The organism is Streptomyces sp. NPDC058371, from assembly GCF_042723265.1.
GTDB lineage: Bacteria > Actinomycetota > Actinomycetes > Streptomycetales > Streptomycetaceae > Streptomyces.
In genome coordinates this window covers 584,334-610,774 of sequence record NZ_JBHXJC010000003.1, presented here as the reverse complement: position 1 = coordinate 610,774, position 26,441 = coordinate 584,334, and the positions used below count along the sequence as shown (strand labels likewise).

Annotated in this window: 17 protein-coding genes; 6 read left to right on the top strand and 11 right to left on the bottom strand. The window is 72.1% G+C overall.

Going from position 1 to position 26,441, the window contains the following annotated elements; translation table 11 throughout:
• Positions 1-97: 97 nt before the first annotated feature.
• From ACFWM2_RS14220 to ACFWM2_RS14210, 3 genes are all read right to left on the bottom strand, one after another.
• Positions 98-1,588, bottom strand: a complete 1,491-nt coding sequence (locus tag ACFWM2_RS14220; RefSeq protein ID WP_383278329.1) for a protein kinase — start codon at positions 1,586-1,588, stop codon at positions 98-100.
• A 38-nt stretch (positions 1,589-1,626) separates the two neighbouring features.
• Positions 1,627-2,250, bottom strand: coding sequence for a hypothetical protein (locus tag ACFWM2_RS14215; RefSeq protein ID WP_383278018.1), 624 nt, complete (start codon positions 2,248-2,250; stop codon positions 1,627-1,629).
• A gap of 132 nt (positions 2,251-2,382) precedes the next feature.
• On the bottom strand, positions 2,383-4,413 hold the full coding sequence (locus tag ACFWM2_RS14210; RefSeq protein ID WP_383278015.1) for an N-6 DNA methylase: 2,031 nt from the start codon (positions 4,411-4,413) through the stop codon (positions 2,383-2,385).
• Positions 4,414-4,604: 191 nt separating this feature from the next.
• Between ACFWM2_RS14210 and ACFWM2_RS14205 the strand changes: the two genes are divergently transcribed.
• Entirely contained in the window at positions 4,605-5,342 is a 738-nt protein-coding gene (locus ACFWM2_RS14205; RefSeq protein WP_383278012.1) for a hypothetical protein, read from the top strand.
• 478 nt (positions 5,343-5,820) lie between these two features.
• On the top strand, positions 5,821-6,570 hold the full coding sequence (locus ACFWM2_RS14200) for a hypothetical protein (RefSeq protein WP_383278009.1): 750 nt from the start codon (positions 5,821-5,823) through the stop codon (positions 6,568-6,570).
• 33 nt (positions 6,571-6,603) lie between these two features.
• Here the strand turns inward: ACFWM2_RS14200 and ACFWM2_RS14195 are convergent, their stop codons facing one another.
• Together ACFWM2_RS14195 and ACFWM2_RS14190 are read right to left on the bottom strand one after the other, a co-directional pair.
• On the bottom strand, positions 6,604-7,323 hold the full coding sequence (locus ACFWM2_RS14195) for an HNH endonuclease family protein (protein WP_383278006.1): 720 nt from the start codon (positions 7,321-7,323) through the stop codon (positions 6,604-6,606).
• Between the two features lie 310 nt (positions 7,324-7,633).
• Complete coding sequence (locus tag ACFWM2_RS14190) at positions 7,634-8,584, bottom strand: hypothetical protein (RefSeq protein ID WP_383278004.1); 951 nt, start codon at positions 8,582-8,584, stop codon at positions 7,634-7,636.
• A 109-nt stretch (positions 8,585-8,693) separates the two neighbouring features.
• Between ACFWM2_RS14190 and ACFWM2_RS14185 the strand changes: the two genes are divergently transcribed.
• Positions 8,694-9,275, top strand: coding sequence for a TetR/AcrR family transcriptional regulator (locus tag ACFWM2_RS14185; protein WP_383278001.1), 582 nt, complete (start codon positions 8,694-8,696; stop codon positions 9,273-9,275).
• 230 nt (positions 9,276-9,505) lie between these two features.
• On the opposite strand, the gene mfd is transcribed toward ACFWM2_RS14185, so the two are convergent.
• The 3 genes from mfd to ACFWM2_RS14170 all read right to left on the bottom strand — a co-directional run bounded on the left by mfd (position 9,506) and on the right by ACFWM2_RS14170 (position 16,872).
• Positions 9,506-13,048, bottom strand: a complete 3,543-nt coding sequence (mfd, locus tag ACFWM2_RS14180) for a transcription-repair coupling factor (RefSeq protein ID WP_383277998.1) — start codon at positions 13,046-13,048, stop codon at positions 9,506-9,508.
• Between the two features lie 474 nt (positions 13,049-13,522).
• Positions 13,523-16,087: an ABC transporter permease gene (locus ACFWM2_RS14175; protein ID WP_383277996.1), complete on the bottom strand. Its 2,565-nt coding sequence runs from the start codon at positions 16,085-16,087 to the stop codon at positions 13,523-13,525.
• Positions 16,084-16,872, bottom strand: coding sequence for an ABC transporter ATP-binding protein (locus ACFWM2_RS14170; RefSeq protein WP_383277993.1), 789 nt, complete (start codon positions 16,870-16,872; stop codon positions 16,084-16,086). Before ACFWM2_RS14170 ends, ACFWM2_RS14175 begins: the two co-directional genes overlap by 4 nt.
• 454 nt (positions 16,873-17,326) lie before the next feature.
• Between ACFWM2_RS14170 and ACFWM2_RS14165 the strand changes: the two genes are divergently transcribed.
• Positions 17,327-18,883: an MFS transporter gene (locus tag ACFWM2_RS14165; protein ID WP_383277990.1), complete on the top strand. Its 1,557-nt coding sequence runs from the start codon at positions 17,327-17,329 to the stop codon at positions 18,881-18,883.
• 31 nt (positions 18,884-18,914) lie between these two features.
• Here ACFWM2_RS14165 and ACFWM2_RS14160 read toward each other — a convergent pair whose 3' ends face one another.
• Entirely contained in the window at positions 18,915-19,079 is a 165-nt protein-coding gene (locus ACFWM2_RS14160; RefSeq protein WP_383277987.1) for a hypothetical protein, read from the bottom strand.
• Positions 19,080-19,625: 546 nt separating this feature from the next.
• On the opposite strand from ACFWM2_RS14160, the gene ACFWM2_RS14155 reads away from it, so the two are divergent.
• Both ACFWM2_RS14155 and ACFWM2_RS14150 read left to right on the top strand, forming a co-directional pair.
• Positions 19,626-20,087, top strand: coding sequence for a DUF485 domain-containing protein (locus ACFWM2_RS14155; protein WP_383277985.1), 462 nt, complete (start codon positions 19,626-19,628; stop codon positions 20,085-20,087).
• Positions 20,084-21,706 (top strand): cation acetate symporter, encoded by a 1,623-nt coding sequence (locus tag ACFWM2_RS14150; RefSeq protein ID WP_383277982.1) that lies wholly within the window; start codon positions 20,084-20,086, stop codon positions 21,704-21,706. Before ACFWM2_RS14155 ends, ACFWM2_RS14150 begins: the two co-directional genes overlap by 4 nt.
• A 228-nt stretch (positions 21,707-21,934) precedes the next feature.
• Here ACFWM2_RS14150 and ACFWM2_RS14145 read toward each other — a convergent pair whose 3' ends face one another.
• Together ACFWM2_RS14145 and ACFWM2_RS14140 are read right to left on the bottom strand one after the other, a co-directional pair.
• Entirely contained in the window at positions 21,935-22,819 is an 885-nt protein-coding gene (locus ACFWM2_RS14145) for a DivIVA domain-containing protein (RefSeq protein ID WP_383277980.1), read from the bottom strand.
• A 197-nt stretch (positions 22,820-23,016) separates the two neighbouring features.
• Complete coding sequence (locus ACFWM2_RS14140) at positions 23,017-26,439, bottom strand: SUKH-4 family immunity protein (RefSeq protein ID WP_383277978.1); 3,423 nt, start codon at positions 26,437-26,439, stop codon at positions 23,017-23,019.
• Positions 26,440-26,441 lie beyond the last annotated feature (2 nt).

Sequence of the window (26,441 nt, the reverse complement as noted above, 5' to 3'; positions counted from 1 at the left end):
ACGCGCGCGAGGTGGCGGGCAGGTACGGCACTCGTGCGGGGCGGCGGGAACACGCGGCACGCGTGCGAGGCGGCACGGAACCCGCCGACCGCTCCGGTCAGCCGCGGACCTGGCCCAGCCACTGCAGCGTCCGGCGGATCTCCGCCGCGAGCGGATGCCCGGGACCCCGCAGCCGCTCCACGTCGTGCAGCAGCCGTGCCAGGGTGTCGTGGGCCGCGGCTCGGTCGCCGAGCGCGAGCAGCAGGTGGCCGATGCGCCGGCGGACTTCGAGCGCGACCTCGGGGTCACCGGCGACGTACTGGTTCTCGTAGTACGGCAGCAGCGCGCGGTACTCGGCGAGCGCGGCGGCCGGTTCCCCGAGCTGTTCGAGGCACTGGGCGGCCTCGTAGCGGAAGCGCAGGGACTGCGGGTCGGCCTGGCCGGCCTCGGCGGCGCGTTCGTCGGCGAGACGGCGCAACTCGGGCAGCGCGCGCCGGTACTGGCCGTCGTCCATGAGCGTCGCCGCGTACTGCTTGCGCAGGGTGCGTACGACGGGTGAGTGCTCACCGTGCTGTGTGGCGGCGGCCGGCAGGATCGCGCCGAGGATGTCGACGGCCTGGGTGATGCGGCCCTCGCCGAGCAGCCGCTTGACCTCGTCGACGGCTCCGGCGACGTCGGGCTTCTCGACCGCGGGCGCGGAGGTGGACACGGAGGGCTGGGGCGCGGGCGTACGGGCCCGGTCCGGCCAGGGGGCGTGCGGGCGCAGGAAGGGGCGCGTGGGGTCCAAGGGGGCGCCCGAGGGCATACCTCGCGCCGGGAGCAGCGGAAGCAGCTGTTCGTACGTCTCCTGCGCGGAGGACGGGCGGTGCTGCGGGTCCTTGGCGAGCAGGCGCAGGACCAGGCGCTCCAGGGCCTCGGGGACCTCGGGGCGCAGGCGGCGCACGGGGAGCGGCGGCTCGTAGAGGTGCCGGTGCAGCACCCCGAGGGCCGTCGAACCGGAGAACGGCACGTCTCCGCTGAGGAGTTCGTGCAGCAGCACACCGAGCGCGTACAGATCGGTGTACGGGCCCACCGCGCCGCCCATGGCCTGCTCGGGGGCCATGTAGGCAGGGCTGCCGATGGGCGAACCGGTGTGGGTGAGGCGGGTGGTGTCCGTGTCCATGACGGAGGCGACACCGAGGTCGAGAACGGTGACCGTGCCGTCCTGCTTGACCATCACGTTCCGCGGCTTGAGGTCACGGTGGACGATCGGCACGGCGTGCACGGCGGACAGCACGGCGCACAGTTGTGCCGCGACCGCGACGGCCCACTGCCAGGGGTAGGGATCGTGCTCGGCGAGATGGTCGGAGAGGTCGGCCCCGTCGACGTACTGCATGACGAGGAAGAGCTCCTCGCCCTCGCTGCCCGCGTCGTGGACCGTGACCAGTCCGGGGTGGTCGACCTGCGCGGTGACCCGGCACTCGCGCACGAAGCGGCGGCGCAGTTCGTCCGCCTCCTGGCCGGCGACCTTGTCGGGGCGCAGCAGCTTGACGGCGACGCGCCGGTCGAGGCGCCGGTCGTAGGCCGTCCAGACCTGGCCCATGCCGCCCTGTCCGATGAGCGTGGACAGTTCATAGCGGTCGGCGACCACCCGCCCTGTCGCCACGCTCACCGGCCGTCCTCGGGGTTGCTCTCGTGCTTGCGCAGATAGTCACTGAGCTCGTCGAGTTCGGCTCGCACCTGGTCGATCCGGGCGGGCGCGGGGCGAGCGGGCTGCGGGGGCGGCGCGGGGGTGTGCGGCACGGGCGTCTGCGGCACCTGCGTGGGGGGCACGGGCGTGTGGATCACCGATGCCGTCGGCTGCTGGTGGGTGGCCGCGTACGGCGAGGCGGCCTGCGGGTAGCCGTAGTGCGCGGCCGGGTGCTGGAGCGGCGGATAACCGGTGGGGCGCAGCCGGTGGTGGTGGCGTATGTCCGCGTACAGGAAGTAGCCGGCGCAGGCCGCGGCGTTCAGCAGCAGGATGATCATGCCGATGTTGCCGTTCCGGCTGCTGAAGTCGTCGGTGTGGTCGGTGCTGAGGAAGGCGAAACTCGTGCCGAGGACCGCGAGCGACGCCAGGAAGACCCACCAGTCCGCGCGGCGGTGGGTCACGAGGGCCACTCGCAGCGTCGCGGCCCATGCCAGGAATCCGATGCTCAGCAGGGGCAGCGCCGCGAAGATCACGCGCAGCACGACCAGCGCCCCCGTAGAGGGTCGCTTCGGCGGTGGCGGCGCGTAGCCGTGGCCGTGCATGGCTGCTCCCGGAGGCCTGATGGGGACGGACGTACGAGTTGGAAGTCCGAGCGTATAGGCCGACAAGGACAAGCGGTCACGGGTTGTACCGAACCGTTGTCGGGCTGATCACCCCGTCCGCCTCACGGGGGCTCAGCCGGGCGCGACGGTCCCGTCCGTCAACCCGTCGTACATACCGCGCACGAGTTGTTCACCGAGGCGCCCCGCGAGCCTGAGCGCCTCCTCGAACTCGGCCAGCGCGCGGAACCGATCGCCGTAGCGGCGCTGTTGGTCGAGCGGGAGCCGGGGCAGCTGGAGGCGGCGCACGTCGAGCCGGGTGGCCGTGGACGCGTAGCTGCTGGCCTGCCGGTTGTTGGCGGTGCCGCGCAGGAAGCCGGCCAGGAACCAGGGGTCGAGCGCCGTGCGATCGGGGCGCAGGAGCGTGAGGTTGCGCCCCAGGGCGGCGCCGGCGGTCTTCTCGTCCACCACGCGCGCGACGGACCCGCCGCCGAGCACGGGGACGACGACATCGCCCGCCTCGACCAGTACGGGCTCCTCCTCGCCCTCGGGGAGCGTGCCGGAGGGGGTGGTTCCGGCGAGAACGTCTTGGTCGGTGAGTACCGGCACGCGCGCCGGGGCGCTTGTTCCGCCGGTACGCAGCAAGAGCGCGCCCCCGCGCGCGAGTTCGCCGACGGTGGTGAGCGGCCAGCGTGCGCGCCCCTCTAGGTCGACGGCCGCCGGCGCGAGGTCGGCGGTCAGCCGCAGGGTCTCACCGAGGCGTTCACGGACGGTCGCGAGCTGCTCCGCGCCCCCCGCCCCGGTGGGCGGCGGGAGGTGGCGGGCGGGGGCCAGGTCGACGTCGTCGTCGAGGAGTTCGATGACGGCGACCGAACGGCTGAGGCCCGGGTTCTCGGTCGCCGTGCCGGCCCGCTCGAAGGGCCGCCAGGCGTCCAGGACGGCGGTGTGCACGGCCTGCCAGTCGAAGCCGCCCCGGCCGTCGGCGGACAGGGCCGCGGTGTCGGCGAGCAACAGCTCGGGCTGCGCGGGGGACTTGTCGGGCCGGCGCAGCACCCACAGGTGCAGCGGGATGTTGTGCGGGGGCGCCGCGCCGGCCGGCAGGGCGATCACCGCGCGCAGGGCGCCGCGACGCAGCAGATCCGCGCGGATACGGCGGCCCGAGCGGCGGGAGGCGGCGGCCGGCGGCATGAGGACGACGGCGGTGCCGCCGTCCCTGAGACGGGCCAGCGCGTGCTGGACCCAGGCCAGTTCGGACTCCGTACGGGCCGGGAAGCCGTACTCCCAGCGGGCGTCGTAGGCGAGCTCGTCGTGGCCCCAGTTGCGTTCGTTGAACGGCGGGTGGCACAGCACCGCGTCGGCGCGCAGCGTCTCGTACGCATCGGCGCGCAGGCTGTCGTCGACGGCGCTGCGGATCGTGGCCTTCGTGTGCAGGGCGAGGCGGAGAGCGGTCAGCGCGGCAAGTTCAGGGGCGGTGTCCTGGCCGTACAGCTCCTGGTCGGGACGGGGCGCGACGGCGCGCAGGAGTGCGCCGGTGCCGCACGCCGGGTCGAGCACCGTCCGGGCGGGCCCGGCCAGTTCGGCCATCAGCGCGGCGAGGCCGCCCGGGGTGAGCGTGTACTGGCGCGGGTTGGCGTCGAGATGGCGCCCGAGCAGGAACTCGTACGTCTGCCGGGCGCCCAGCTCGGCGGCGAGTTCGGCAGCGCCGCGCAGCAGGGGGGCCGACGGGAGGAGTTCCGCGGCGGACGGGGTGTTCACAGCGCGCTTGCGGATCAGACCGAAGCGCGGGGTGATCACCTGGTCGAGCGCCACGGGGAGCAGTTCGGCGAGGCGCTCGTCGGAGCCGGCACTCAGCTCGAGCCACACCGTCGGGCGGTCGTGGATGAGCAGCAGCACACAGCCGGCGTGCACCAAGGCGGTGACGGGGCCCTCGGGGTGTCCGGAGAGGTGCTGCCCCACCCGCTCACGCAGCGGGACCTCGGCGAGCTTGCCCTGCCTGCGCAGCCATTCCTCGACGTCGGCCAGCGCGAAGGAGGGGCTGGTCTCGGTGCCGCCGACGGGCTTGGGGAAGTCGGCGTGGCGGCGGCGCCAGTTGCTGACGGCCGCACGGCCGACCCCGGCGAGCCGCGCGATGCCCGCGGCGGTCACCTCTGTCCCGTTCTCCTGCACCCGCCCGGCTCCCCTCTACCTGGTGTGTGGCGTCGAGCATACCGACGTACGCAAGATCCCCCGATTCACGGCCGTGTACACAACCAATCTCGCGAATCGTGTTGACTCGGTTCACACGCTCTGGTGTTATTGACCCACCGAACGAGGTGGTCGCGTACAGAACGCGATCGCCGGCACAGGGGGGACCTGTCATGGGTATGAAGGGCAAGATCGCGCTCGGCGCCGTGGTCGGCGTGGCCGTCATCGGTGCGGTGTCGGCGAACTCGGGGGACGGCAGCGGCGGCCACAAGAGCGATGGGGGAACCGGTTCGTCCGCCTCCGCCGCCCGAAAGCCGGACAAGAAGACGGATGCCGACGGCCGGCCCGCCGAGGGGCGGTCCGCGAAGGGGCGGTCGGCCAAGGCGCCGCAGGCGGAGAAGAAGGTCGCGGTCCGGGGCGACGGCTCCTTCGAGGTCGGCGCTGACATCAAGCCCGGCACCTACCGGACCACCGGCAACACGGACGGCATGTGTTACTGGGAACGCGCGAAGAACGCTTCCGGCGAAGTCGCCTCACTCATCGCCAACGACAATGTCAGCGGCACGAGTTACGTCACCGTCAAGGTCGGCGACAAGCTCTTCAAGTCCAGCGGCTGCAAGGACTGGGAGGCCGTGGACGGGCAGGCCGGGAGGACGAAGAGCCCGGCAGCCACGCGGTTCGAGGGCGACGGCGGTATGTACCGAGTGGGCGTCGACATCGCTCCCGGCACCTACAGGTCCACGGGCAACGCGGACGATCTCTGCTACTGGGAGCGCGCCAAGGACGCCCTGCACTCGATCCGGTCGATCCGTGCGAACGACAACGTGACCGGCACCGCCGTCGTAACCATCAGCGCCGGCGACGCCTACTTCAAGACCACGGGCTGCCGGAACTGGAAGAAGACGGCCTGAGGCACAGGGGCCTTACGCGGGGCGGGACCTGACGCAGGCGGGGCCCGAGGCGTGCGTCCGAGGACTGAGGCAGGACAGGACCTGACGGAGGCCGGGCCCGAGGTGTCCGGGGACTGTGGCGGAACGGGGTCTTACGCAAGCCGGGCCCGCGGCACGCCCAGGGACTGAGGCGGGACGGGGCTTACGCACGCGGGGCCCAAGGCCTCAGGCGCCTGAGACGGGGCGGGGCCCGAACGGTCCGACACGCGCGGACCTCAGTCACACGACACGCGGCCCGTCCGCCGACACGCGAACCCCGGCCGCCGGCACGCGAACCCGGCCCACTTGCCCCATCGCCCGTTCACCCGGCGCCTGCCGCCCGCCGCCTCGGACCACCCCACGTCACCTGAACTGCCCTGCCTGCGCCTGCGCCTGCGCCTGCGCCACCACACCTCATCTCATCGCACCTCTTCACCTCACCTCACCTGAAGGAATTCCCATGCGCCGTACCGCATTTGCCGCTCTCTGCCTCGCCGCCGCTGCCACCGTCGGTCTCACCGGCTGCCTGCCGGGCGAGGGCAAGGCGGACAGCAAGCCGAAGGGCCCGTTCGCCGGGCTGACCGGGGGCGAGATCGCCAACCGGGCCGTGAAAGCCACCACGGGCGCCAAGTCGCTTCGCATAAAGGGCGATGTCCCCGACGAGGAGGACGGCGGCACGATTCAGATCGACATGGCCCTGAACAAGAAGGGCGAGTGCGCCGGCACGATGAGTCTCGGCGGCCAGGGCAAGGCAGACCTCATCAAGACCGGCGACACCCTCTACATGAAGTACGACGAGGCCTTCCTGCGCGCACAGGACGAGGGCTCGTCCAAGGAGGAGACCGACGGTGTCGTGGAACTGCTCGCCGACAAGTGGACCAAGATGTCCGCGACCGGCTCGGACGCCAAGGATCTCGCGAGCTTCTGCGACCTGGACACGGTGCTGTCCGGCGCCGAGGACGTGAACTCCGACGCCACCCGGGGCAAGACCACCACGGTCGAGGGCACCCCGGCGATCGTCCTCAACGAGAAGGACGGCAAGGACCGTTACACCCTCTATGTGGCCACCGAGGGCAAGCCCTACCTCGTGAAGGTCATCAGCAAGTCCGCCAAGGACCCGGGCACTCTCACCTTCACCGACTACAACAAGCCGGTGCCCGCCAAGGCCCCCAGGGGCAAGGTCATGGACCTCGACAAGCTGGGCGGCTGACGCCCGGCCCGCGGCGCCGCCCGGAGTGCCGGGTCAGCCCGCGTGGAACCGCTCCGGCGCCCGCGTGGGGTTGCCGCCCGACGGGAGCTTCTGGCCCGGGCACCCGGTCAGCACCCGCTTCATGGCGTCCTTCTCGGCGCCGGTGACCCAGAGCCCGTACTTCTTCTTCACGGCCACCTGGGCGGCGACATACGTGCAGCGGTAGCCCTTGTTGGGCGGGAGCCAGGTCGCCGTGTCCCCGTCGCCCTTGCTGCGGTTGCGGCCGGCGTCGACGGCGAGGAGGTTGAGCGGGTCGTTGGCGAGCGCGATGCGCTTGCTCGCGTCCCACTTCTGGGCGCCCTTCTGCCAGGCGTCCGAGAGGGCGACGAGGTGATCTATGTCCACCTGGCTGCGGCCGCGCGCGAAGGTCACCTCCTTGCCGGTGTACGGATCCGGGTCGAGCGTCCCGGAGGAGACCTTGCACTTCCCGTCGCTGAACTTCACGCTTTCCAGGTCCCGTTTGAGGATGTCGTCGCGGGTGTCGCACCGGTTCGAGTCGGTGTCCGCCCAGGCGGTGCCGAAGCGGTCCCGCTCGAACCCCGTTTTCGGCGCACGCCCCTTGACGGTCAGCGAGTCCACCGCGGCGAGGGCGGCACCACCGGCCGCCGTCTGCTGCGGCCCCTCCTGCCCCACGGAACCCGGCGTCTGCTCCACGCACCCACTGACGGCGAACAGCACAGCGGCAGCGGCCACCCCACCCCTCAGACGCACCACGACGGCTCTCCCCTTGGCTTTCGACCGGCTTCCGGTCCGCCTCCGTACAGGCGGTTCCCCGGGCCCCACCGTAGCGGCCAGGGGGTCTTGGCCATACCGGGCCTCAACGAGCAATCGGAGCACGCGGGGCGCGCTGTCGGTCGAGCGTCACGTCAGGAAGGACTTCTGGGGAACCAAGGGCTTCTGGGGAACTCAGGAGCGGCGCCCGGCCCTCTCAGACCGCCCGCCTTGCCGCCGGTCGCCCGGCGTCACGCCCTCAGCTGGACGTCACACCGCCAGCCGGACGTCTCACGCCTTCCCCCGCCACACCTCACACCTTCCCGATCCCCAGCGTCGTCTCCGACGGCAGGAGACCGGAGCCAAGGACCGCGACCCAGAACTCGCCGAGGAGTTCGGCGAGGCGGGCGGTGCCGTCCGGGCCCAGTGCCTGCCAGGGTGCGGCGGCGAGCTCGTCCGTGTGCTGCTCGATGCGGCGGCGCAGCTCACGGCCTTCCTCCGTGGCAATGCCCTCCTCGGTCACGAGGCCGCGCCCGACGAGCCGTTGACGCCCGGCGGCCCATTCCGCGGCGCTCCAGCCGCGGCTCTCGAAGCGCTCCACGGTGGCCGCACCTATCCCCGCGAACGACACCAGCGACTCGACCGGGTCGAGACCGGCGACGAGGAGCGCCGCGAGATGCCCGTCGCCGCGGTGCTCCCGCAGGATCGTCGCCGCGTGCCAGAGCTGAAGGTGCGGGGCCTCGGGCCACGCCAACTCCGCGTTGGCCGCGGCCAGGGGACGGCCCGCGCTGTTCACCGCCTCGGCGGCGCGGCGGGCGAGGGCGGCGGCCTCGGCGAGTTCGGGAGATGCCGTGCGGTCGCCGAATATCGCGGCGTACGCCCGGTCGATCCCCCGCTCACGCGCCTTCAGCAGGTCGCCCGGGCTCGCCGTGTCCCAGGCCGAGTCCATGTGGTCGGCGACCATGCGCGGGCTGAAGCTGTAGAAGGCGGAGGCCACGCGCGCGCCCCCGACCGGCCCCAACGGCGCCGCACGCAACGGGAAGTAGCTCGGCCAGCGCTCCTGGGTCGCGTAACCGAGCGCGGCCGACTCCTCGAAGACCTCCGGCGCGTAATAGACCACGGCGTGCAGGGGCTCCAGCAGGTGCCACATCTGCCGCACCCGGCCGAGCTCCACACCGCCGGTCCGCCCCGGCCCGCCCACGCCGGCCGCGTCCTCCGTCCCCGCCCCGTCGGCCGTACGTGTCCCGCTGACGCTCTCCGACATGACCGTCCCCCTTCGTCGCGCTCCCACCAGCTCCACAACTTGACACTGACAAGATTGCCCGACCCTCCTGCAACTTGTCAATGCCTAGATCCCGCGTACGCTGCTGTGCATGACGAGTTCCGAGGACGGCGACCGCCGCCCCTACCACCACGGCGATCTGCGGCGCGCGATCCTCGGCGCGGCCCTGGACGTCATCGCCTCCGACGGTCCTTCCGCGCTGAGCCTGCGTGACCTGGCCCGCCGGGCGGGCGTCTCGCACGCGGCGCCGGCCCACCACTTCAAGGACCGCACCGGCCTGCTCACGGCCATCGCGGCGGAGGGCTTCGCTCTGCTGTCGTCAGGCCTCACCGAGGCGGCGGACCTGCGGGACGCCGGCATCCGCTACGTACGCTTCGCGCGTGAACATCCCGCGCACTTCCAGGTGATGTTCACGCCGGGCCTGCTGCGGGAGAACGACGTCGAACTGACGACGGCCAAAGCGCTCGCGGCGGAGCGACTGCGCGCCGCGGTCGCCGCCGTACCGGCCGGGGGACGCGGTTCCGACAGCCGGCTCGCCGGTGTCGCCGCGTGGTCCCTGGCGCACGGCTTCGCCACGCTTCTCCTCAGTCACAACCTGGACGGCCCGGTCGGCGACCAGGACCCCGAGGAGGTCTTCCACGCCCTGACGGGACTGCTCTTCCGGCCGGGCTGACCGACTCGGCGCCCAGGTCGGGCGCCGGGCCAACACCCGTCCCCCGACGCCGAGCCCGGGCCCGCGGGCGCCAGGCTCACCACCCGCCCCCGACGCCGGACTCACCCCGGGCTCGGCCTCACACCGCGCCGCCGCAACCCACCGCCCCGCCACCGTCAACCGTCGCTACGAACAGTCCCACAACACCCCACTACGACCCGCTACGACCCGCTACGACCCGCTACGGCCCGCTACGACCCCAGAATCGTCGCCAGGAACTCGCCGGTCCAGCCCAGCAACTCCCGTCCGACCAGCGGCTTCCCGCCCACCTTCGCCGTCTTCGGGCGGGGGACGAGGAGCTGGTGAGCGGTCGGCTTGATGACCGTGCCCGGGTGGAGCCGCTTCAGGCGCAGCTCCTGCGACTCGCGCAACTCCACCGGCGCGAAGCGGATGTTGGTGCCCTGCAGGACGATCTCGCCGACACCGCACGCGCGGGCGAGCATGCGCAGAGCCGCGACCAGCAGCAGGTTCTCGACCGGCTCGGGCAACTTGCCGTAGCGGTCGACCAGTTCCTCGCGTACGGCCTTGATGTCCTCCTCCGTGTTGGCGGAGGCGATGGACCGGTAGGCCTGCAGGCGCAGCCGCTCGCCCGGCGCGTAGTCGTGCGGGACGTGCGCGTCGACCGGGAGCTCGATCCTGACCTCCAGCGGCGGCTCTTCCTCGACGCCGCCTTCGAGGGAGGCGCGGTAGTCCGCGACCGCCTCGCCCACCATGCGGACGTACAGATCGAAGCCGACGCCCGCGATGTGGCCCGACTGCTCGCCGCCCAGCAGGTTTCCCGCGCCGCGGATCTCCAGGTCCTTCATGGCCACGTACATGCCCGCGCCCATCTCCGTGTGCTGGGCGATGGTGGCGAGCCGCTCGTGCGCCGTCTCCGTGAGGGGCTTCTCCGGCGGGTAGAGGAAGTACGCGTAGCCGCGCTCGCGGCCTCGGCCCACCCGGCCGCGCAGCTGATGCAGCTGGGAGAGACCGAAGTTGTCGCCGCGCTCCACGATCAGCGTGTTCGCGTTCGAGATGTCGATGCCGGACTCGACGATCGTCGTCGACACGAGCACGTCGAACCGCTTCTCCCAGAAGTCGACGACGACCTGCTCCAGGGCCTGCTCGCCCATCTGGCCGTGCGCCGTCGCGATGCGCGCCTCGGGGACGATCTCGCGCAGCCGCGCGGCGGCCCGGTCGATGGACTCGACCCGGTTGTGGATGTAGAAGACCTGTCCCTCGCGGAGCAGTTCGCGGCGGACTGCCGCGCCGATCTGCCTCTCCTCGTACGGGCCGACGAAGGTCAGTACGGGGTGCCGCTCCTCGGGCGGGGTGGTGATGGTCGACATCTCGCGGATGCCCGTGACCGCCATTTCCAGGGTCCTGGGGATGGGGGTCGCGGACATCGTGAGGACGTCGACGTTCGCGCGGAGCTTCTTCAGCTGCTCCTTGTGCTCGACGCCGAAGCGCTGTTCCTCGTCGACGATGACCAGGCCCAGGTCCTTGAACTTGGTCTCGGACGAGAAGAGCCGGTGGGTGCCGATGACGAGGTCCACCGAGCCCTCGCGCAGCCCCTCCAGGACCGCTTTCGCCTCGGTGTCGGACTGGAAGCGCGACAACGCCCGCACGTTCACCGGGAATTGGGCGTAGCGCTCGGAGAACGTGCCGAAGTGCTGCTGGACGAGCAGCGTCGTCGGGACGAGTACGGCCACCTGCTTGCCGTCCTGCACCGCCTTGAAGGCCGCGCGGACCGCGATCTCCGTCTTGCCGTACCCCACATCGCCGCAGACCAGGCGGTCCATCGGGACCGTCTTCTCCATGTCCTCCTTGACTTCGGCGATGGTGGTGAGCTGGTCGGGCGTCTCCACGTACGGGAACGCGTCCTCCAGCTCGCGCTGCCACGGGGTGTCCGCCCCGAAGGCGTGTCCGGGGGCCGCCATCCGGGCCGAGTACAGCTTGATGAGGTCGGCCGCGATCTCCTTGACCGCCTTCTTGGCGCGCGCCTTCGTCTTCGTCCAGTCCGCGCCGCCCAGCCGGTGCAGGGTGGGCGCCTCCCCGCCGACGTACTTGGTGATCTGCTCCAGCTGGTCGGTGGGGATGTAGAGGCGGTCGCCGGGCTGGCCGCGCTTGGCGGGCGCGTACTCCACCACCAGGTACTCGCGGGTCGCGCCCTGGACCGTGCGCTGCACCATTTCGATGTAGCGGCCCACGCCGTGCTGCTCGTGGACGATGTAGTCGCCCGCTTCCAGGGTGAGCGGGTCGATGGTCTTGCGGCGGCGGGCCGGCATCCGCACGCCGTCCTTGACCGCCGAGCGCTGTCCGGACAGGTCGGTCTCGGTGAGGACGGCGATCTTGAGCCGCGGGTCCACGAAGCCGTAGTCGATCGAGCCGCAGGCGACGTGGACGACCGAGGGGGTGATGTCGGCCAGGTCCGAGTCGAGCCGGGCCGCGATGCCCTCGCCGCCGAGGACCTCGACGGTGCGGGCCGCCGGGCCGTGGCCCTCGGTGACGAACACCGTGCGCCAGCCGTCCGCGATCCAGCCCTTGGTGTCGGCGAGGGCGCGGGCGGTGTCACCGCGGTAGGTCTCGGGCGCGTGCATGCCGAGCTTGAGGGTGTCGGCCTCTTCGATGGTCTCGTCGGTCTCGTCGGCCGCGAACGGCGACACCGACCACCACATCATGTCCAGCTCCCGGGCCCGCTCGCGGACGTCCGCGATGGACCAGAGGGAGGCCGCGTCGACGTCGATGGGGGCCTCACCGCCGCCGGCGGTCGCCGCCCAGGACGCGTGGAGGAACTCCTGTGACGTCGCCACCAGGTCCGCGGCCCGCGTCCGCACCCGCTCCGGGTCGCATACGACGGCCATCGAGCCCTTCGGCAGTACGTCGATCAGCAGCTCCATGTCGTCGACGAGGACCGGCGCGAGGGACTCCATGCCCTCCACGGCGATGCCCTCGGCGATCTTGCCGAGCAGTTCACCCAGCTCCGGGTGCGCCTCGGCCAGGGCGGCGGCGCGCTCCCGTACGTCGTCCGTGAGCAGCAGCTCGCGGCAGGGCGGTGCCCACAGGCCGTGCTCGGCGACCTCCAGGGAGCGTTGGTCGGCGACCTTGAAGTAGCGGATCTCCTCGACGTCGTCGCCCCAGAACTCCACGCGGAGCGGGTGCTCCTCGGTCGGCGGGAAGACGTCCAGGATGCCGCCGCGGACCGCGAAGTCGCCGCGCTTCTCGACGAGCTCGACCCGGGAGTACGCGGCTGCGGCGAGCGCTGCGACGATCTCGCCCAGGTCGGCGCTCTGGCCCGTGCGCAGCGCGACCGGCTCCAGGTCGCCGAGGCCCTTGACCTGCGGCTGGAGCACGGAGCGGACGGGGGCGACGACGACCGAGACCGGGCCGGTCTCCGGGTCGTCCGGGCGCGGGTGCGCCAGGCGGCGCAGCACGGCGAGGCGACGGCCCACGGTGTCGCTGCGCGGCGAGAGCCGCTCGTGGGGAAGCGTCTCCCAGGAGGGGTACTCCACGACGCCGTCGGCCGGCAGGAGGGTGCGCAGCGCGGCGGCCAGGTCCTCCGCCTCACGGCCCGTCGCCGTCACCGCCAGCACCGGGCGGCCGGACTCGCGTGCGAGGGCCGCCACGGCGAAGGGGCGGGCCGCGGGCGGGCCGACCAGGTCGACGTGCATCCGGTGACCGTCGGCTGCCGCCTTCACCGCTTGTGCGAGTGCGGCGTCCTTGACGACGGCGTCGAGCAGACCGTGCAGGCTCATGAAGGGCTTTCCCGTCCGGGGGTGGGCATCGCAAAGTGCCCGGCGCGAGTTTCTGGCCGGGGGTCTCCAGCGTACGTCGGTGGGCTCGACGGTGCCTCGACCTGTGGACAACGGCCTCCTGGCCGGGGGTCTGGCCCTCCTGCCGCGGGCCTGCACGGTTCCGGCTCGGTCTTCCGGGGCTTCCTCGTCCGGGGCTGGTGTCCCCGGGGGCTCCGCCCCCGGACCCCCGGTCGGCCTGGCGGCCTCGTCCTCAAACGCCGGACGGGCTGAAAACTGGCCTCGCGCCGGCACAGACAGGCCCCGGACAGGCCGAAGACGGTCCCCCGCGCAGGCAGACCCCGAACGGGCTGAAAATCTCCCCGGCCCGGCTGAAGCGCCCCGCCTCGGCCTCGGCCGGATGAAATCAGCCCGGTCCCGAAGAGCCGTGGCTCTTCGGGACCGGGCTTCCTCCTCCGCGACCCCCGTGCGCGGTGGCTAATCGGTGGCGATGGCGTTCAGGATGTTCATGCGGCCGGCGCGGAAGGCGGGGACGAGGGCGGCGAAGAGGCCTACGAAGGCCGAGCCGAGGAACACGCCGATGATCGTCGGCCAGGGGATGTCGAGGACGTTGAGGCCCTCCAGGGCGAGGAGCTTCTGGGCTGTGGCGCCCCAGCCCATGCCCAGGCCGATGCCGAGGAGGGCGCCGAAGAGGGCGATGACGACGGACTCCATGCGGATCATGCGGCGGAGCTGGCGGCGGGAGAGGCCGATGGCGCGCATGAGGCCGATCTCGCGGGTGCGCTCGACCACCGAGAGGGCCAGGGTGTTCACCACACCGAGGACGGCCACGATGATCGCCAGGGCGAGCAGGCCGTAGACCATGTTCAGGAGCTGGCCGATCTGGTCCTTGAGCTCCTGCTTGAAGTCCGTCTGGTCGCGGACCTGGTACTGCGGGTACGGCTCCATGGACTTCTTGAGTGCCGCGTAGGCCTGCTTCTCCTGGCCGTCCTTGGCCTTGGCGAACATGATCACGTTGGACGGGATCTTGTCCGCGGGGACGTACTTCTCCATCGTCTTCAGGCTCAGATAGCGCGCGCCCTGGTCGATGGAGGTGTCGTCGTCCGTGATGGCCGCGACCTTGAGCCCCGCCGTCTTCCCGTACTTGAAGGCGACGGTCATCGTGTCGCCGACCTTGACGTGGTGCTTCGTCGCGTAGTCGGAACCGACTGACATGGCGTTCGTGCCGTAAGCGGCGGCGAGGTCGCCGGCCGTCGTCTCACGACGGAGGTCCTCGGCGTACGAGGGGTCCGCGGCGGTCACCGAGGTGTCCTCGGTGACCCCGTCGGGGGCGGTCAGCTTGGCGTCCACCTCCTTGTAGCGCGTGACGTGGGCCAGGCCGGCCGTCGACTGCATGGCCTTCTCGGCCTGCGGCACGATCCGCTGGTTGCCCTGGACGATGAAGTCCGCGCCGACCGTCTTGTCGAGCTCCTCGGTCGCCGAGGCCACCATGGAGGAGCCGACGACGGAGAGGCAGGCGACCAGTGCGAGGCCGATCATCAGGGCCGCACCGGTGGCGCCCGTACGCCGCGGGTTGCGCAGCGCGTTGCGCTCGGCCAGCCGGCCGATCGGACCGAAGGCCCGCAGCAGTACGGCGCTGAACGCCCGGACCACACCGCCCGCGAGCAGCGGGCCGATGATCACGAACCCGATGAGGGTCAGCACCACACCCGCGCCCAGGACCCGGGAGCCGTCGGCCGCCTTGTCCGCGGTGCCCGCCCAGTAGAGGGCGCCGCCGCCGACGCCGGTCAGGACCAGCCCGATCAGGCCCCGTACGCGACCGGCCCTGCCGTCCGCCGGGGTGCCGGCGTCGCGCAGCGCGGCCATCGGGGAGACCTTGCCCGCGCGGCGGGCGGGGAGGTAGGCGGCGAGGACGGTGACGATGATGCCGAGCGCCAGGCCGGCGACGGCGGTCGTCCACTTCACGGTCAGGTCGGCCGTCGACAGTTCCATGCCCATCGACGACATGAGCTTCATCAGGCCGACCGCGAGACCGACGCCCGCGCCGACACCGAGGACGGAGCCGAACACGCCGAGCAGCAGCGCCTCGACCAGCACCGAGCGGTTGACCTGTCCGCGGGAGGAGCCGATGGCCCGCATCAGGCCGATCTCCCGGGTGCGCTGGGCGACCAGCATGGAGAAGGTGTTGATGATCAGGAAGATGCCGACCAGGAACGCGATCCCGGCGAAGCCGAGCATGGCGTACTTGATGACCTTCATGAACGAGCCGACGCCCGAGCGGTTCTCGTCCGCGGTCTCCTGCTGCGTCTGCACCTTGTAGGTGCCGTCGAGGGAGGCGATGACGTTCTGCTTGAGGCGGGTGTCGGTGACACCGGTGGCGGCCGCGAGGTTGATGTGCGTGAACCGGCCGGTCTCGCCGATCAGTTCGCGCTGCGCGGTGGCGGTGTCGAAGTAGACGACGGCGGCACCGGGGTTGGTCACCTTGAAGGAGGCGACACCGACGATCTTCGCCTTGAAGTCACCGGTGACCGCGATGGTGCGCAGCTCGTCGCCGATCTTCAGGTGGTGCTTGTCGGCGGTGTCGGAGTCGACCATCACCTCGGTGGGCCCGCGCGGGGCGTGTCCCTTGGTGATCTCCATGGACCGCAGGTCGTTCTTCGTCCAGTTGCCGGCGATCGTCGGGGCGCCGGTGGTGGAGCCCATGTTCTTGTTGTCGCTGTTGACGACGGTCACGTTCATCGAACTGACCGCGCCCTCGGCCGACTTGACGCCCTGGGCCTTCTTCGCCTGGGCCAGCACGGAGGCGGGCATCGACTCGGGCTTGCCGTTCTGCGGGGTGTCGTCGGCCTTGGCCGCCTTCGGGGAGACGGTGACGTCGGAAGCGGTGGCCGCGAAGAGCTTGTCGAACGTCGTGTTCATCGTGTCGGTGAACACCAGCGTGCCGCAGACGAACGCCACCGACAGCAGCACCGCGACGGCCGACAGGGCCATCCGCCCCTTGTGCGCGAAGAAGTTGCGCATCGAGGTCTTCAGGACAGTCATGACGTACGCCCCCGGGCGTCGAAGTCCTTCATGCGGTCGAGGACCTGATCGGCGGTCGGCTGGTACATCTCGTCGACGATCCTGCCGTCCGCGAGATACAGCACCCGGTCCGAGTACGAGGCGGCCACCGGGTCGTGCGTGACGATCACGATGGTCTGGCCGAGGTCGTCGACGGAGCGGCGCAGGAAGCCCAGCACCTCGGCGCCGGCCCGGGAGTCGAGGTTCCCGGTCGGCTCGTCACCGAAGATGATCTCAGGGCGGGCGGCCAGGGCGCGGGCGACGGCGACGCGTTGCTGCTGGCCGCCGGAGAGCTCGGTCGGCCGGTGCTTGAGCCGGTCGGCGAGCCCGACCGTCTCCACGACCTGGTTCAGCCAGCCCTTGTCCGGCTTGCGGCCGGCGATGTCCATCGGCAGCGTGATGTTCTCTATCGCGTTCAGCGTCGGCAGCAGGTTGAACGCCTGGAAGATGAAGCCGATCCGGTCCCGGCGCAGCCGCGTGAGCTTCTTGTCCTTGAGTCCGGTGATCTCCGTCTCGTCCAGGTGGATCTGCCCGGAGGTGACGGTGTCGAGTCCGGCGAGGCAGTGCATCAGCGTGGACTTGCCGGACCCCGAGGGGCCCATGATCGCGGTGAACTGGCCCCGCGCGATGTCCACGTCGATGTGGTCGAGCGCGACGACCCGGGTCTCCCCGGACCCGTACGCCTTCACGACCTGTCGCGCTCGCGCGGCAACGGCCGTACGCCCTCCAGTGCCCCCGTGCCTGGGAATGGTCACAGCCGATGTCACGGTAAGTCTCCTATGTCGGTCAACAGTTGATTCACAGCGGTGCCGTACGCGGAACGGTCGGCGGATGGTTCGCGGCGATGCAGTACGTGGATCGGTCAGCGACTGAGCCACGTGCCGTACGCGGATCAGTCTGGTCGCGGAAGGGGGTCCGGCGCGCTGGTGCTCAGCGCAGTCTTCTGCTGGGGAAAACCCCACCCCCGAGGGTGCGGTCCGTACGACCCGGCCCGGTCGCGGCCCGCTCCCCAGCGGCGTAAAGCCAGGTTAAGGACGGGGCCCGGCCCTTCTCGTCCTCCGTCGGTACGAGCCCTCCCCGGGCCGTAGTAAGGAGGGACCCCTAGGGGCAGTCCACCCATCGGTGGAGCCCTTCTCGGGGTCGCCTCCACCCTCGAGCCCATTCAGCGTCCACCCTCCCGCGACGTGAGGGTCAAGTGGGAAGCTGTGGTGCGGCAGATAGATGCAGGGGGAAAGAATCACGCCCCCAGGGCTGAGGGGGAGGCAACCGGTGGACAGCGCGACACCCGGCCTGCGAGCGGCGGCGACGGACCGCTCTCCCGGCCCCCGCTCACGCCGTGCCGTCGTCGCCGCCCTCATGCTCTGCATGGGCCTGGCCGCGCTCGACTCCACGATCGTGTCGACGGCCGTCCCGCAGATCGTCGGCGACCTCGGCGGTTTCTCCGTCTTCTCGTGGCTGTTCTCCGGCTATCTGCTCGCCGTGACGGTCACCCTGCCCGTCTACGGCAAGCTCTCCGACACCTTCGGCCGCAAGCCGGTGCTGATAGCCGGCTCGATCCTGTTCCTGCTCGGCTCCCTGCTCTGCGCGGCCGCCTGGAACATGGCCGCGCTGATCGCGTTCCGGGTCGTCCAGGGCCTCGGCGGCGGCGCCCTGCAGGGCACGGTCCAAACGCTCGCCGCCGACCTCTACCCGCTCGACCAACGGCCCAGGATCCAGGCCAGGTTGTCCACGGTCTGGGCCACCTCGGCGGTCGCGGGACCGGCGCTCGGCGGGGTGCTCGCCGCGTACGCCGACTGGCGCTGGATCTTCCTCATCAACCTGCCGCTCGGCGCGGTCGCGCTCTGGCTGCTGGTCCGCCACCTCCACGAGCCCCGGCGCGCGAGCGTCAAGCGCCCGCGCATCGACTGGGCGGGCGCGCTCACCGTCTTCGCCTGCGGCGGCGTACTGCTGACCGCGCTGGTGCAGGGCGGAGTGGCCTGGCCCTGGCTCTCGGCACCCTCAACGGCCCTGTTCGGTACGGGACTCGCGCTGATCGCCACCCTCGTCCTCGTCGAACGCCGGGCGGCCGAGCCCATCATCCCCGGCTGGGTCTGGCGCCGGCGCACCATCGCCGCCGTGAACCTGGCGCTGGGCGCGCTGGGCCTGCTGATGGTCGCCCCGACGGTCTTCCTGCCCACGTACGCGCAGTCGGTGCTCGGGCTGGCGCCGATCACCGCCGGATTCGTGCTCTCCGTATGGACGTTGAGCTGGCCGGTGTCGGCGGCCCTCAGCCAGCACGTCTACCGGCGGATCGGCTTCCGCAATACCGCGATGCTCGGCATCGGCGCGGCCACCCTGATCCTGTTCGCCTTCCCTTTCCTGCCGTACCCCGGCGAGGCCTGGCAGCCCACTCTCCTGATGCTGCTGCTCGGCGGCGCGCTCGGGCTCTTCCAACTCCCGCTGCTCATCGGCGTCCAGTCCACCGTCGGCTGGGCCGAGCGCGGCACCACCACCGCCTCCGTCCTCTTCTGCCGGCAGAGCGGCCAGACGATCGGCGCCGCGCTCTTCGGCGCGGTCGCCAACGGCGTGCTGGCCTCCCGGCTCGGCGGCGCGGGCGACCTGGACTCGGTCACGAAAGCCCTGGACTCGGGCACCCCGGGCGAGGAGCTGCGCCGCGCGGTCGCGGCGGCCGTCCACTGGGTCTACTTCGGCGCGGCCTGCGCGGCCGGACTCGCCTTCCTGGTCCTGCTGTTCATGGCCCCACGCCGCTTCCCGGTGCTCGACAGCTCCGAAGAGTGAACGGCACGTCCGCCTGACGGCTCCCGGGGGTTCACCGCACTCCCCCACCAGGGCCTGGCCGCCGGAACCACGCCGTGGCCTCCGGCAGGGAGAGCAGCACGATCGCCGGCAGCCCCAGCAGGACGCGCAACGCGGCGTCCAGGAAGTCACCGGGCGCCTCGGCCCTGCCTGCCTGCGAGCACGACCCCAGCATCACGAACCCCAGGACCAGACAGGTCGCCAGCCGGACACCGTGCCGGGCAACTGCCGTCGTACGTCAGGGCAAGCAGCGCGCACACCCATACGAGGATCCACGGGGCCAGGAGCACGCCCAGCCCGTACGAGGTCGAGCAGTCCGACCCGGCGAGCATGACGAGAAGTCCGGCGAAACCCAGTGCGAACAAAAGCAGTTGGGCACCGCGTACGACTCCGGGCATCACGGATGCGCGTACGTCAGTCATCGTTCTCTCCTTGTATGGACGCAACGGGTGCCGCCACCGGGGAGATCAACCATTGGCTCCTCGTTCACCAAGGAAGTTCGGTGAGGCCATCCTCACACTCCGGCCACAACCGGAACACAGCAGATACACAGCCACAGGAGGGTAAACGCGGGTAACACCGCAGGTCACCGAAGCAAGCGCGTACCGACCGATCAGTTTGGTGAAAGTGCTTCGCGCTCCCGGCGGCTACGCGTAGCGTGCCTCGCTCACCGCCCAGCTCCCTGCGGTCCGCCCCGGACCCGAGCCGCGCAAGGAGATACGGGATGCCAGACGCGTTCTCGTCCCCCGAGTACCAACCGCCCCACTACCAACCGCGCCACCAGCAGTCCCCGCACAACTCGTCGCCGCCCTACGCCACTTACCCCTGGCAGCAGCCGGCCCCCGAACCCGATCACCGGCGCAGGCCGCGCCACCAGGCCCTCGGGCAGCACAGCGACATCCGTGTGCTGCGCAGCGCGTACCGCTGGCAGCGGCGCGTGGCCACCCTCACGGCGCTCGGCTACTTCACCCTCTTTCTCCTCCTCTCCGCGTTCGCACCGTCCCTGATGACCAGCACCGTCTCCGGCGGACTGTCCACCGGGCTGCTGCTCGGCGTGCTCCAAGTGCCCGTCACCTGCCTGGCGATCTGGCTGTACGAGCACACGGCGCGCCGGCGCGTCGACCCGATCGCCGACCGGATCCGCAAACAGTCCGAGTTGGACGCGAAGCGGGAGGCGGCGCGATGACCGGGTTCAGCAGTTCCGCGCAGGCCATGTCCCTGGTGGCCTTCACCGCCGTAGCCACCATCACGCTGCTGCTGTGCGTGATGACCGGCCCCGACCGCGACGACCTCGACGAGTTCTACACGGGGTACGGCTCCCTCTCCCCCATGCGCAACGGCCTCGCCATCGCCGGGGACTACATCTCAGCCGCCACCGTGCTCGGCGCCAGCGGCATCATCGCGCTCGCCGGGTACGACGGTGTCGTCCTCGCCCTGAGCACCGCGCTGTCCCTGATGCTGCTGATGTTCCTGCTGGCCGAACCCCTGCGCAACGCGGGCCGGTTCACCATGGGCGACGCCCTGGCGCGACGGATGCCGGGGCGCGCGGTCCGGATGACCGCGTGCGGCGCGACCATCGCCGCGCTGCTGCCGCTGATGCTCGTCCAGCTCGCCGGCACGGGCGATCTCCTGGCGTTCATCCTCGGCTTCTCCAGTGACTCCCTGAAGACCGGCTGCATCATCGGGCTCGGCGTCCTGATGATCAGCTACGCGGCGATCGGCGGGATGAAGGGCACCGCTCTCATCCAGATCATGAAGATCGTGATGCTGCTCGGCTCGGGCGCGGTGGTCGCCGTCCTCATCATGAGCCGCTTCGACTGGAACCCGGGCGCCCTGCTCGACGCCGCCGCGAAGGGCAGCGGTGTCGGACCGGCCTTCCTGCACTCGGGACTGCAGTTCTCGGGCGGCCCCAACCCCCGCCTGGACATGATCAGTTCGGAGCTGACCGTGGTACTCGGCGGCGCGTGTCTGCCGCACATCACCATGCGCATGTACACCGCGAACAGTGCCCGGCAGGTGCGCCGTTCGATGTCCTGGGCGGTGCCCGCCGTCGCCCTGTTCGTCCTGGTCATGTCGGTCGTCGGTTTCGGCGCGACGGCGCTGATCGGCCGCGAGACGATCGCCGCCGCCGACCCGCAGGGCAACACGGCCTATCTGCTCGGCTCCCGGGCGGCGTTCGGGCCCGACGTCTCCACCGCCGAGACCCTGCTGTTCACGACGGTCACCACGGCCATCTTCCTGACCGTGCTCGCCTCGGTCGCCGGGATGATCCTGGCCTGCGCCAACTCCCTCGCGCACGACGTGTTCGCCGCACGCGTCCAGGAGATGTCACCGCGCCGCGAGATGACCCTGGCCCGGGTCTCGGCACTCGCGGTCGGCGTACCGGCGATCCTGCTCGCCACCCTCGTCCAGCACCACAGCCTGCAGCCGCTGGTCACCCTGTCGTTCTGCCTGGGCGCGTCCGCGATAGCGCCCGCGCTGGTCTACAGCCTCTTCTGGCGCCGCTACACCCGGGCGGGCCTGCTGTGCACCCTCATCGGCGGCACGCTCACGGTCCTGGTCCTGATGACCGGCACCAACCTGGTCTCCGGCTCCCCCATATCCGCCTTCCCCGAGGCCGACTTCAACTGGTTCCCCTTCACCACCACCGGCATCGTCTCCATCCCCCTGGGCTTCGCCTACGGCTGGCTCGGCACCGTGGCCTCCGGCCGCCGCAGGTCCGAGGAACAGCGACGCCAGTACGAGGCAGTGGAGGGGTGGATCCTGGCGGGCGCCGTACGCCGGGCCGAGACGGGGCCTCGCTGAGGGGGTGGGGCGGGACCGGGTTCGCTGAGAGGCCGGGGCGAGACCGGGCTCACTGAAGGGGTGAGCCGAGACCGGGTTCACTGAGAGGCCGGGGCGAGACCGGGCTCACTGAAGGGGTGAGCGCAGGGCGTACCCCGTAGCCGTCGCCCTGGTCCCCGTCGAGGACTCGTTCGGCGGGCGCCCGGCCGGCCCAAGCCGTCACCCGCCGGTGGGCGCTGGCCCCGGGCGTCACTCAGCCGGCGCCCGGCCCGTCAGGGTCATGAGGCTCTCGCGTACGTGGTCCATCTGGGCGCGTACGTCGTCCCACTCCTCGCCGTGCTGCAGCAGCACCCGCTCGGTGTCGCGGGCGATGCGATCCTCGCGGACCCGGGCCTCGGCGAGCAGTTCGGCGGCGCGCGCCTCGGCGTCCTGCCGGGACTGCCCGGTCGACTCCTCGGCCTCGGCCAGAGCGCGTTCGGCCTCGGCCAGCGCGGCCTCGGCGCGCGCCTCCCGCTCCTCGTGGTCCGCGTCGAGCGCCGCCGCCCGCTCGGCGGCCGCACGCTCGGCCTCCTCCCAGCGCTCGGCGTGCTCCTTCTCCTGATCGGTGAGGAGCACCTCCGCGCGCTGCCGCATGTCGCGCAGCGCGGCCAGCGCCTCGCCGCGCCCCTCCTTCACTCCGCGACGGGCCGAGATGCGCAGGTCATCGGCCTCGGCGCGGGCGGCGAGCAGTCGGTGCCTGGCACGTTCGGCGGCCTCGCCGAGCACCTCGTCGGCGTACGCCTGCGCCTCGTCGCGCAGGCGCCGGCCCGCCTCCTCTGCCTCGCCGACGATCCGCTGGGCCTCCCGGCGTGCGTTCTCACGGACGCCGTCGGCCTCCTCCTGGGCGAGCGCGAAGAGGCGCCGGGCACTCTCGCCGAGGGTCTCGTACGACTGCGGTGCGAGCTGGGCGACGGCCTCCCGCATCCGCTCCGCGTCGGCCTCCATCTCCCTGGCCAGCACGGTCAGCCGGGCGGCGCGTTCCCAGGCGGCGTCACGGTCCTGCGAGAGCGCCTCGGCGTACGCGTCGACCTGCTCGGGACGGTAACCCCGCCGTACGGCCACGAAGTCGTGCGGCGACATCGATGCGCTGTTCATCCTGGAACCCCTCTCCGCCGGACACACACGAAATGACGAACGATTTCGCGCACATCTTGATGGATCACACAGAAGTGTTCATAACGCGACACTCCGCCCATCCATTGCGGTCGAGTTGCATAAGAAAAGGGGCGGACCCGGTCATATAACCGGGTCCGCCCCTTCCGTGCGGTCCGCCGACGTTCAGCGCCGCGGTGTCACAGCAGGCCGTCCCACATCTGCTCGAGCAGGACCGACCACCAGCTCTCCGGGGAGCCCAGGGCCGCCGGGTCGAGCGAGGCGAGCTGGGCCTGGAAGTCGACGGTCCAGCGGCCCGCCTGCTCCTGGTTGAGCCCGAAGCGCAGCCGCCACATCCGCCCGAGCAGGGCGAGGCACCGCGCGAACTCGGGCAGCCCCGTGTTCACGAACTGCGGCGGCACCGGAGTACCGCGCGGGCCGGCCTCCACAGGCACGGCCACGATGTTCGCCGTGCCGTACTGCACACAGATCGCCTTGCCGAAGTCGCTGCCCATGACGAGGTACGAGCCCGCGTCCGACGCCGGCTGCACCCCCCGCTCCTGCGCCAGCTCCGCAAGCGTCGGCACGGGGCGGCCGGGCTGCGCCTGCGCCCAGAAGAACGGGCCCACGTCCACCGGGAGTCCGGCCACGACCAGCGTGTGCGCCACGATCGGCGGTACGCCCTGCCGGGAGACCGCCGCCTGGTCGAAGTGGAAGACCCCCGGCCCGAACGCCGCCGCCAGCTCCTGCGCGACACCCTCCGGCGGGATCGGCGGCGCGGGCTGCACCGGCGGGATCGGCGCACGCGCCGGCGCGAGCCGGGCCGGACCGTCCGCGACCTGGTGCAACTCGCCCTGGTGCGCGATGAGTTGGTGCATCCCCTGCTGACGGCTCGCGTGGTCCGTGCCGTACGGGGCGATGCTGGTGATCCGCGCCTGCGGCCAGGTCTCCCGGATCATCCGCGCGCAGTACGCGCCCGGCAGCTCGCACGACTCCAGCTCCGTGTGCAGCTCCAGCACCTGCTGCGGCGGCACGTTCATCGCGCGCAGCTCGTGCAGGATCTGCCACTCCGGGTGCGGGGTGCCCGGCGCCGAACGCCGGATCAGCTGCTGCTCGGATCCGTCCTGCGCCCGAAAGCGCAGCACGGCCTGATAACCGGGCCCCACCGTCGGCTGCCCACCCTGCGGATAGCCGTACGCCGGAGGCTGCTGCCCCGGCATCGGCTGACCCGGCATGGACTGGCCTGGCATGGGCTGACCGCCCATCGGCTGTCCCGGCATGGGCTGCGGGGGCAGAGGCGGGCCCGGCATCGGCTGGGGCGCGCCCGGGGGCATGCCGGGGGCTTGCGGCGGCGGGGGTGCGCCGGGGCCGCCGACTGCGGGACCGGCCAGCATGGTCGCGGCGTGGTGCACGGGGGCGCCAGGGACACCTGGTGCGCCAGGCGCTCCGGGTGCGCCAGGGGCGCCCGGGGGCCGGGGCGCGCCGGGCGGGCCCGGCGGATGCGGTGCGCCGGGGCCGCCAACTGCCGGACCGGCCAGCATGGTCGCGGCGTAGTGGGCACCGCCCGGAGGCGTACTGCCGGGCGGATTGGGGGCGCCCGGAGGCGTCTGCGCGCCCGGCGCGGACGGCACACCCGGAGCGCCCGGCTGACCCGGTGCGCCGGGCGGGCCCGGCGGCTGCGGAGCGCCGGGGCCGCCGACCGCGGGACCCGCCAGCATCGTCGCTGCATGGTGGACGCCGCCCGGAGGCGTACTGCCGGGCGGATTGGGGGCGCCCGGAGGCGTCTGCGCGCCCGGCGCGGACGGCACACCCGGAGCGCCCGGCTGACCGGGTGCGCCCCCAGGAGCGCCGGGAGCCGCGGGCGCACCCGGCCCCGCGAGGCCCTCCGGCCCGTCCGGGCCGAGCTGCGACACGAGTTGCGTCGGCACGTAGCCACCCGCCGGCGCGCCCGGAGCTCCGGGCCCGGACGGCGGAGGCGTACTGGCCGGCCGCGCCCCCGGCACCCCGGGGGCGCTCGGCGGAGGCGGCGCGCCCGCACCGCTGCCTCGCGCGCTCCGCGGAGGTCGCTGCGCCTTGCTGGTCGCGGCGTCCGCGATGTCACCGGCGTTCGGCGGCAGCGGACGCCCGGGAGCGGCCGAGCCGGCGGACGACTGCGGCGCACCGGGAGCACCGGGCGCGCCGGGAGCGTGCGGGTGTCCGTAGGACGGGTCACCCGGCGGAGGCGTGCCCTGCGGACCACCGGGAACGGGCGTCCCGGGAGGCGGAGTTCCGTGAGCCGCGCCCGGAGCCTGCGGGTAGCCGTAGGAGGACGCACCGGGCGGAGGCGTACCGGGAGCACCCGGCGCCTGCGAGGCACCCGGGGCACTCTGCGGATAGCCGTACGTCGAGGCGCCCTGCGCAGGCGTGCCCTGCGGGCCGGGCCCCGGAGGCCGAGCACCCGCGCCCTGAGCGCCCGGACCTTGAGCGCCCTGCCCCTGCGCGCCCGGCCCCTGCGGGAAACCGGACGGAGCCGAGGCGTCGGGGTCGTCCAGCGCGGGCGCCATCGCCGTACGCGGAAGTTGGCTGCCGCCCGAGATCAGGGCGGTCTTCGCGTCCGGTGTCACCCCGGGCGGCGGCGGGCGCTCGTCGCCGAGGTCGGCCAGCTGCGGAGCGAACACCGTCGCCGGCAGCGGCACGGAACGGTCCTCGCCCGCCTCGGCGTTGGTGTCGGTCCCCGCCCAGGGCGTCGCCCCGGGAGGAGGTGCGGCCGACGGCGCCCGGTCGTGCGGCGGCGCATCACGCGGAGCCGCGTCCTCAGGCGGCGCGTCCTGTACGTCATCCGCCCCACCACCGGCGGCGGGCCACGGCGTGGCACCACCAGGAGCAGCGGGCGCGCCAGGCACCCCCGCGCCGGAAGACCCGCCGGTCGCGCCGGCCCCCGCGGACGCGGCGCTCACACCCAAATCCGCAGACGCAGCGTGCGCCCCCGGCGCGGACGGCACACCATGCGCCCCCGCATCGCCGCGCACACCCGAACCCGCGGGCGCACCGGCGTCACCGCGCGCCCCTGAATCCACGCCCGCACCAGCACCCCCGCGCACACCCGAATCCGCAGGCGCATCAACACCGTCGCGCGCCCCCGCATCACGGAACGCATCCGGCGCACCGGCCCCCGAATCACCACCCGCGGAAGCCCCGTTGGACCCGGCACCCACGCCGGCCCCATGGGACCTCCCGGCCCCGTCCGACGCACCCGCACGACGATCCGGAATACCCAGCTTGTCCGCCGCCTCCTGGAGCCACTCCGGCGGGCTCAACAGGAACGACGTCTGGTTCAGATCCACCCGTGCCGCAGGCGCCGGCGCAGGCTCCGCAGCCGCGTCCGGCACCCCGTACTCCTCCTCGTACCTGCGGATCACCTCACCCACCGGCAGACCCGGCCACAACGTCGCCTCGCCACTGTCCCGCGCGATCACGAGCCGCTGCGCACCACCGTCCGAACGCGGACCCTCGGCACGGTCCTCCGCCCAGACCACGAACCCGAGATCGAACTCCCGCACCCGCACCTCACGATGCTGATACGAGGCCACATCCCCGTTGATCCACTCTTCCGCGCGCTCCTGCGCCTGCGCGAAGGTCACCATCG

Coding starts and splice junctions, on each gene's coding strand:
- ACFWM2_RS14215 (WP_383278018.1), bottom strand. CDS start 2,250: ATGCACGGCCACGGCTACGCGCCGCCACCGCCGAAGCGACCCTCTACG.
- ACFWM2_RS14205 (WP_383278012.1), top strand. CDS start 4,605: ATGGGTATGAAGGGCAAGATCGCGCTCGGCGCCGTGGTCGGCGTGGCC.
- ACFWM2_RS14200 (WP_383278009.1), top strand. CDS start 5,821: ATGCGCCGTACCGCATTTGCCGCTCTCTGCCTCGCCGCCGCTGCCACC.
- ACFWM2_RS14190 (WP_383278004.1), bottom strand. CDS start 8,584: ATGTCGGAGAGCGTCAGCGGGACACGTACGGCCGACGGGGCGGGGACG.
- ACFWM2_RS14185 (WP_383278001.1), top strand. CDS start 8,694: ATGACGAGTTCCGAGGACGGCGACCGCCGCCCCTACCACCACGGCGAT.
- mfd (WP_383277998.1), bottom strand. CDS start 13,048: ATGAGCCTGCACGGTCTGCTCGACGCCGTCGTCAAGGACGCCGCACTC.
- ACFWM2_RS14175 (WP_383277996.1), bottom strand. CDS start 16,087: ATGACTGTCCTGAAGACCTCGATGCGCAACTTCTTCGCGCACAAGGGG.
- ACFWM2_RS14165 (WP_383277990.1), top strand. CDS start 17,327: ATGCAGGGGGAAAGAATCACGCCCCCAGGGCTGAGGGGGAGGCAACCG.
- ACFWM2_RS14155 (WP_383277985.1), top strand. CDS start 19,626: ATGCCAGACGCGTTCTCGTCCCCCGAGTACCAACCGCCCCACTACCAA.
- ACFWM2_RS14150 (WP_383277982.1), top strand. CDS start 20,084: ATGACCGGGTTCAGCAGTTCCGCGCAGGCCATGTCCCTGGTGGCCTTC.
- ACFWM2_RS14145 (WP_383277980.1), bottom strand. CDS start 22,819: ATGAACAGCGCATCGATGTCGCCGCACGACTTCGTGGCCGTACGGCGG.
- ACFWM2_RS14140 (WP_383277978.1), bottom strand. CDS start 26,439: ATGGTGACCTTCGCGCAGGCGCAGGAGCGCGCGGAAGAGTGGATCAAC.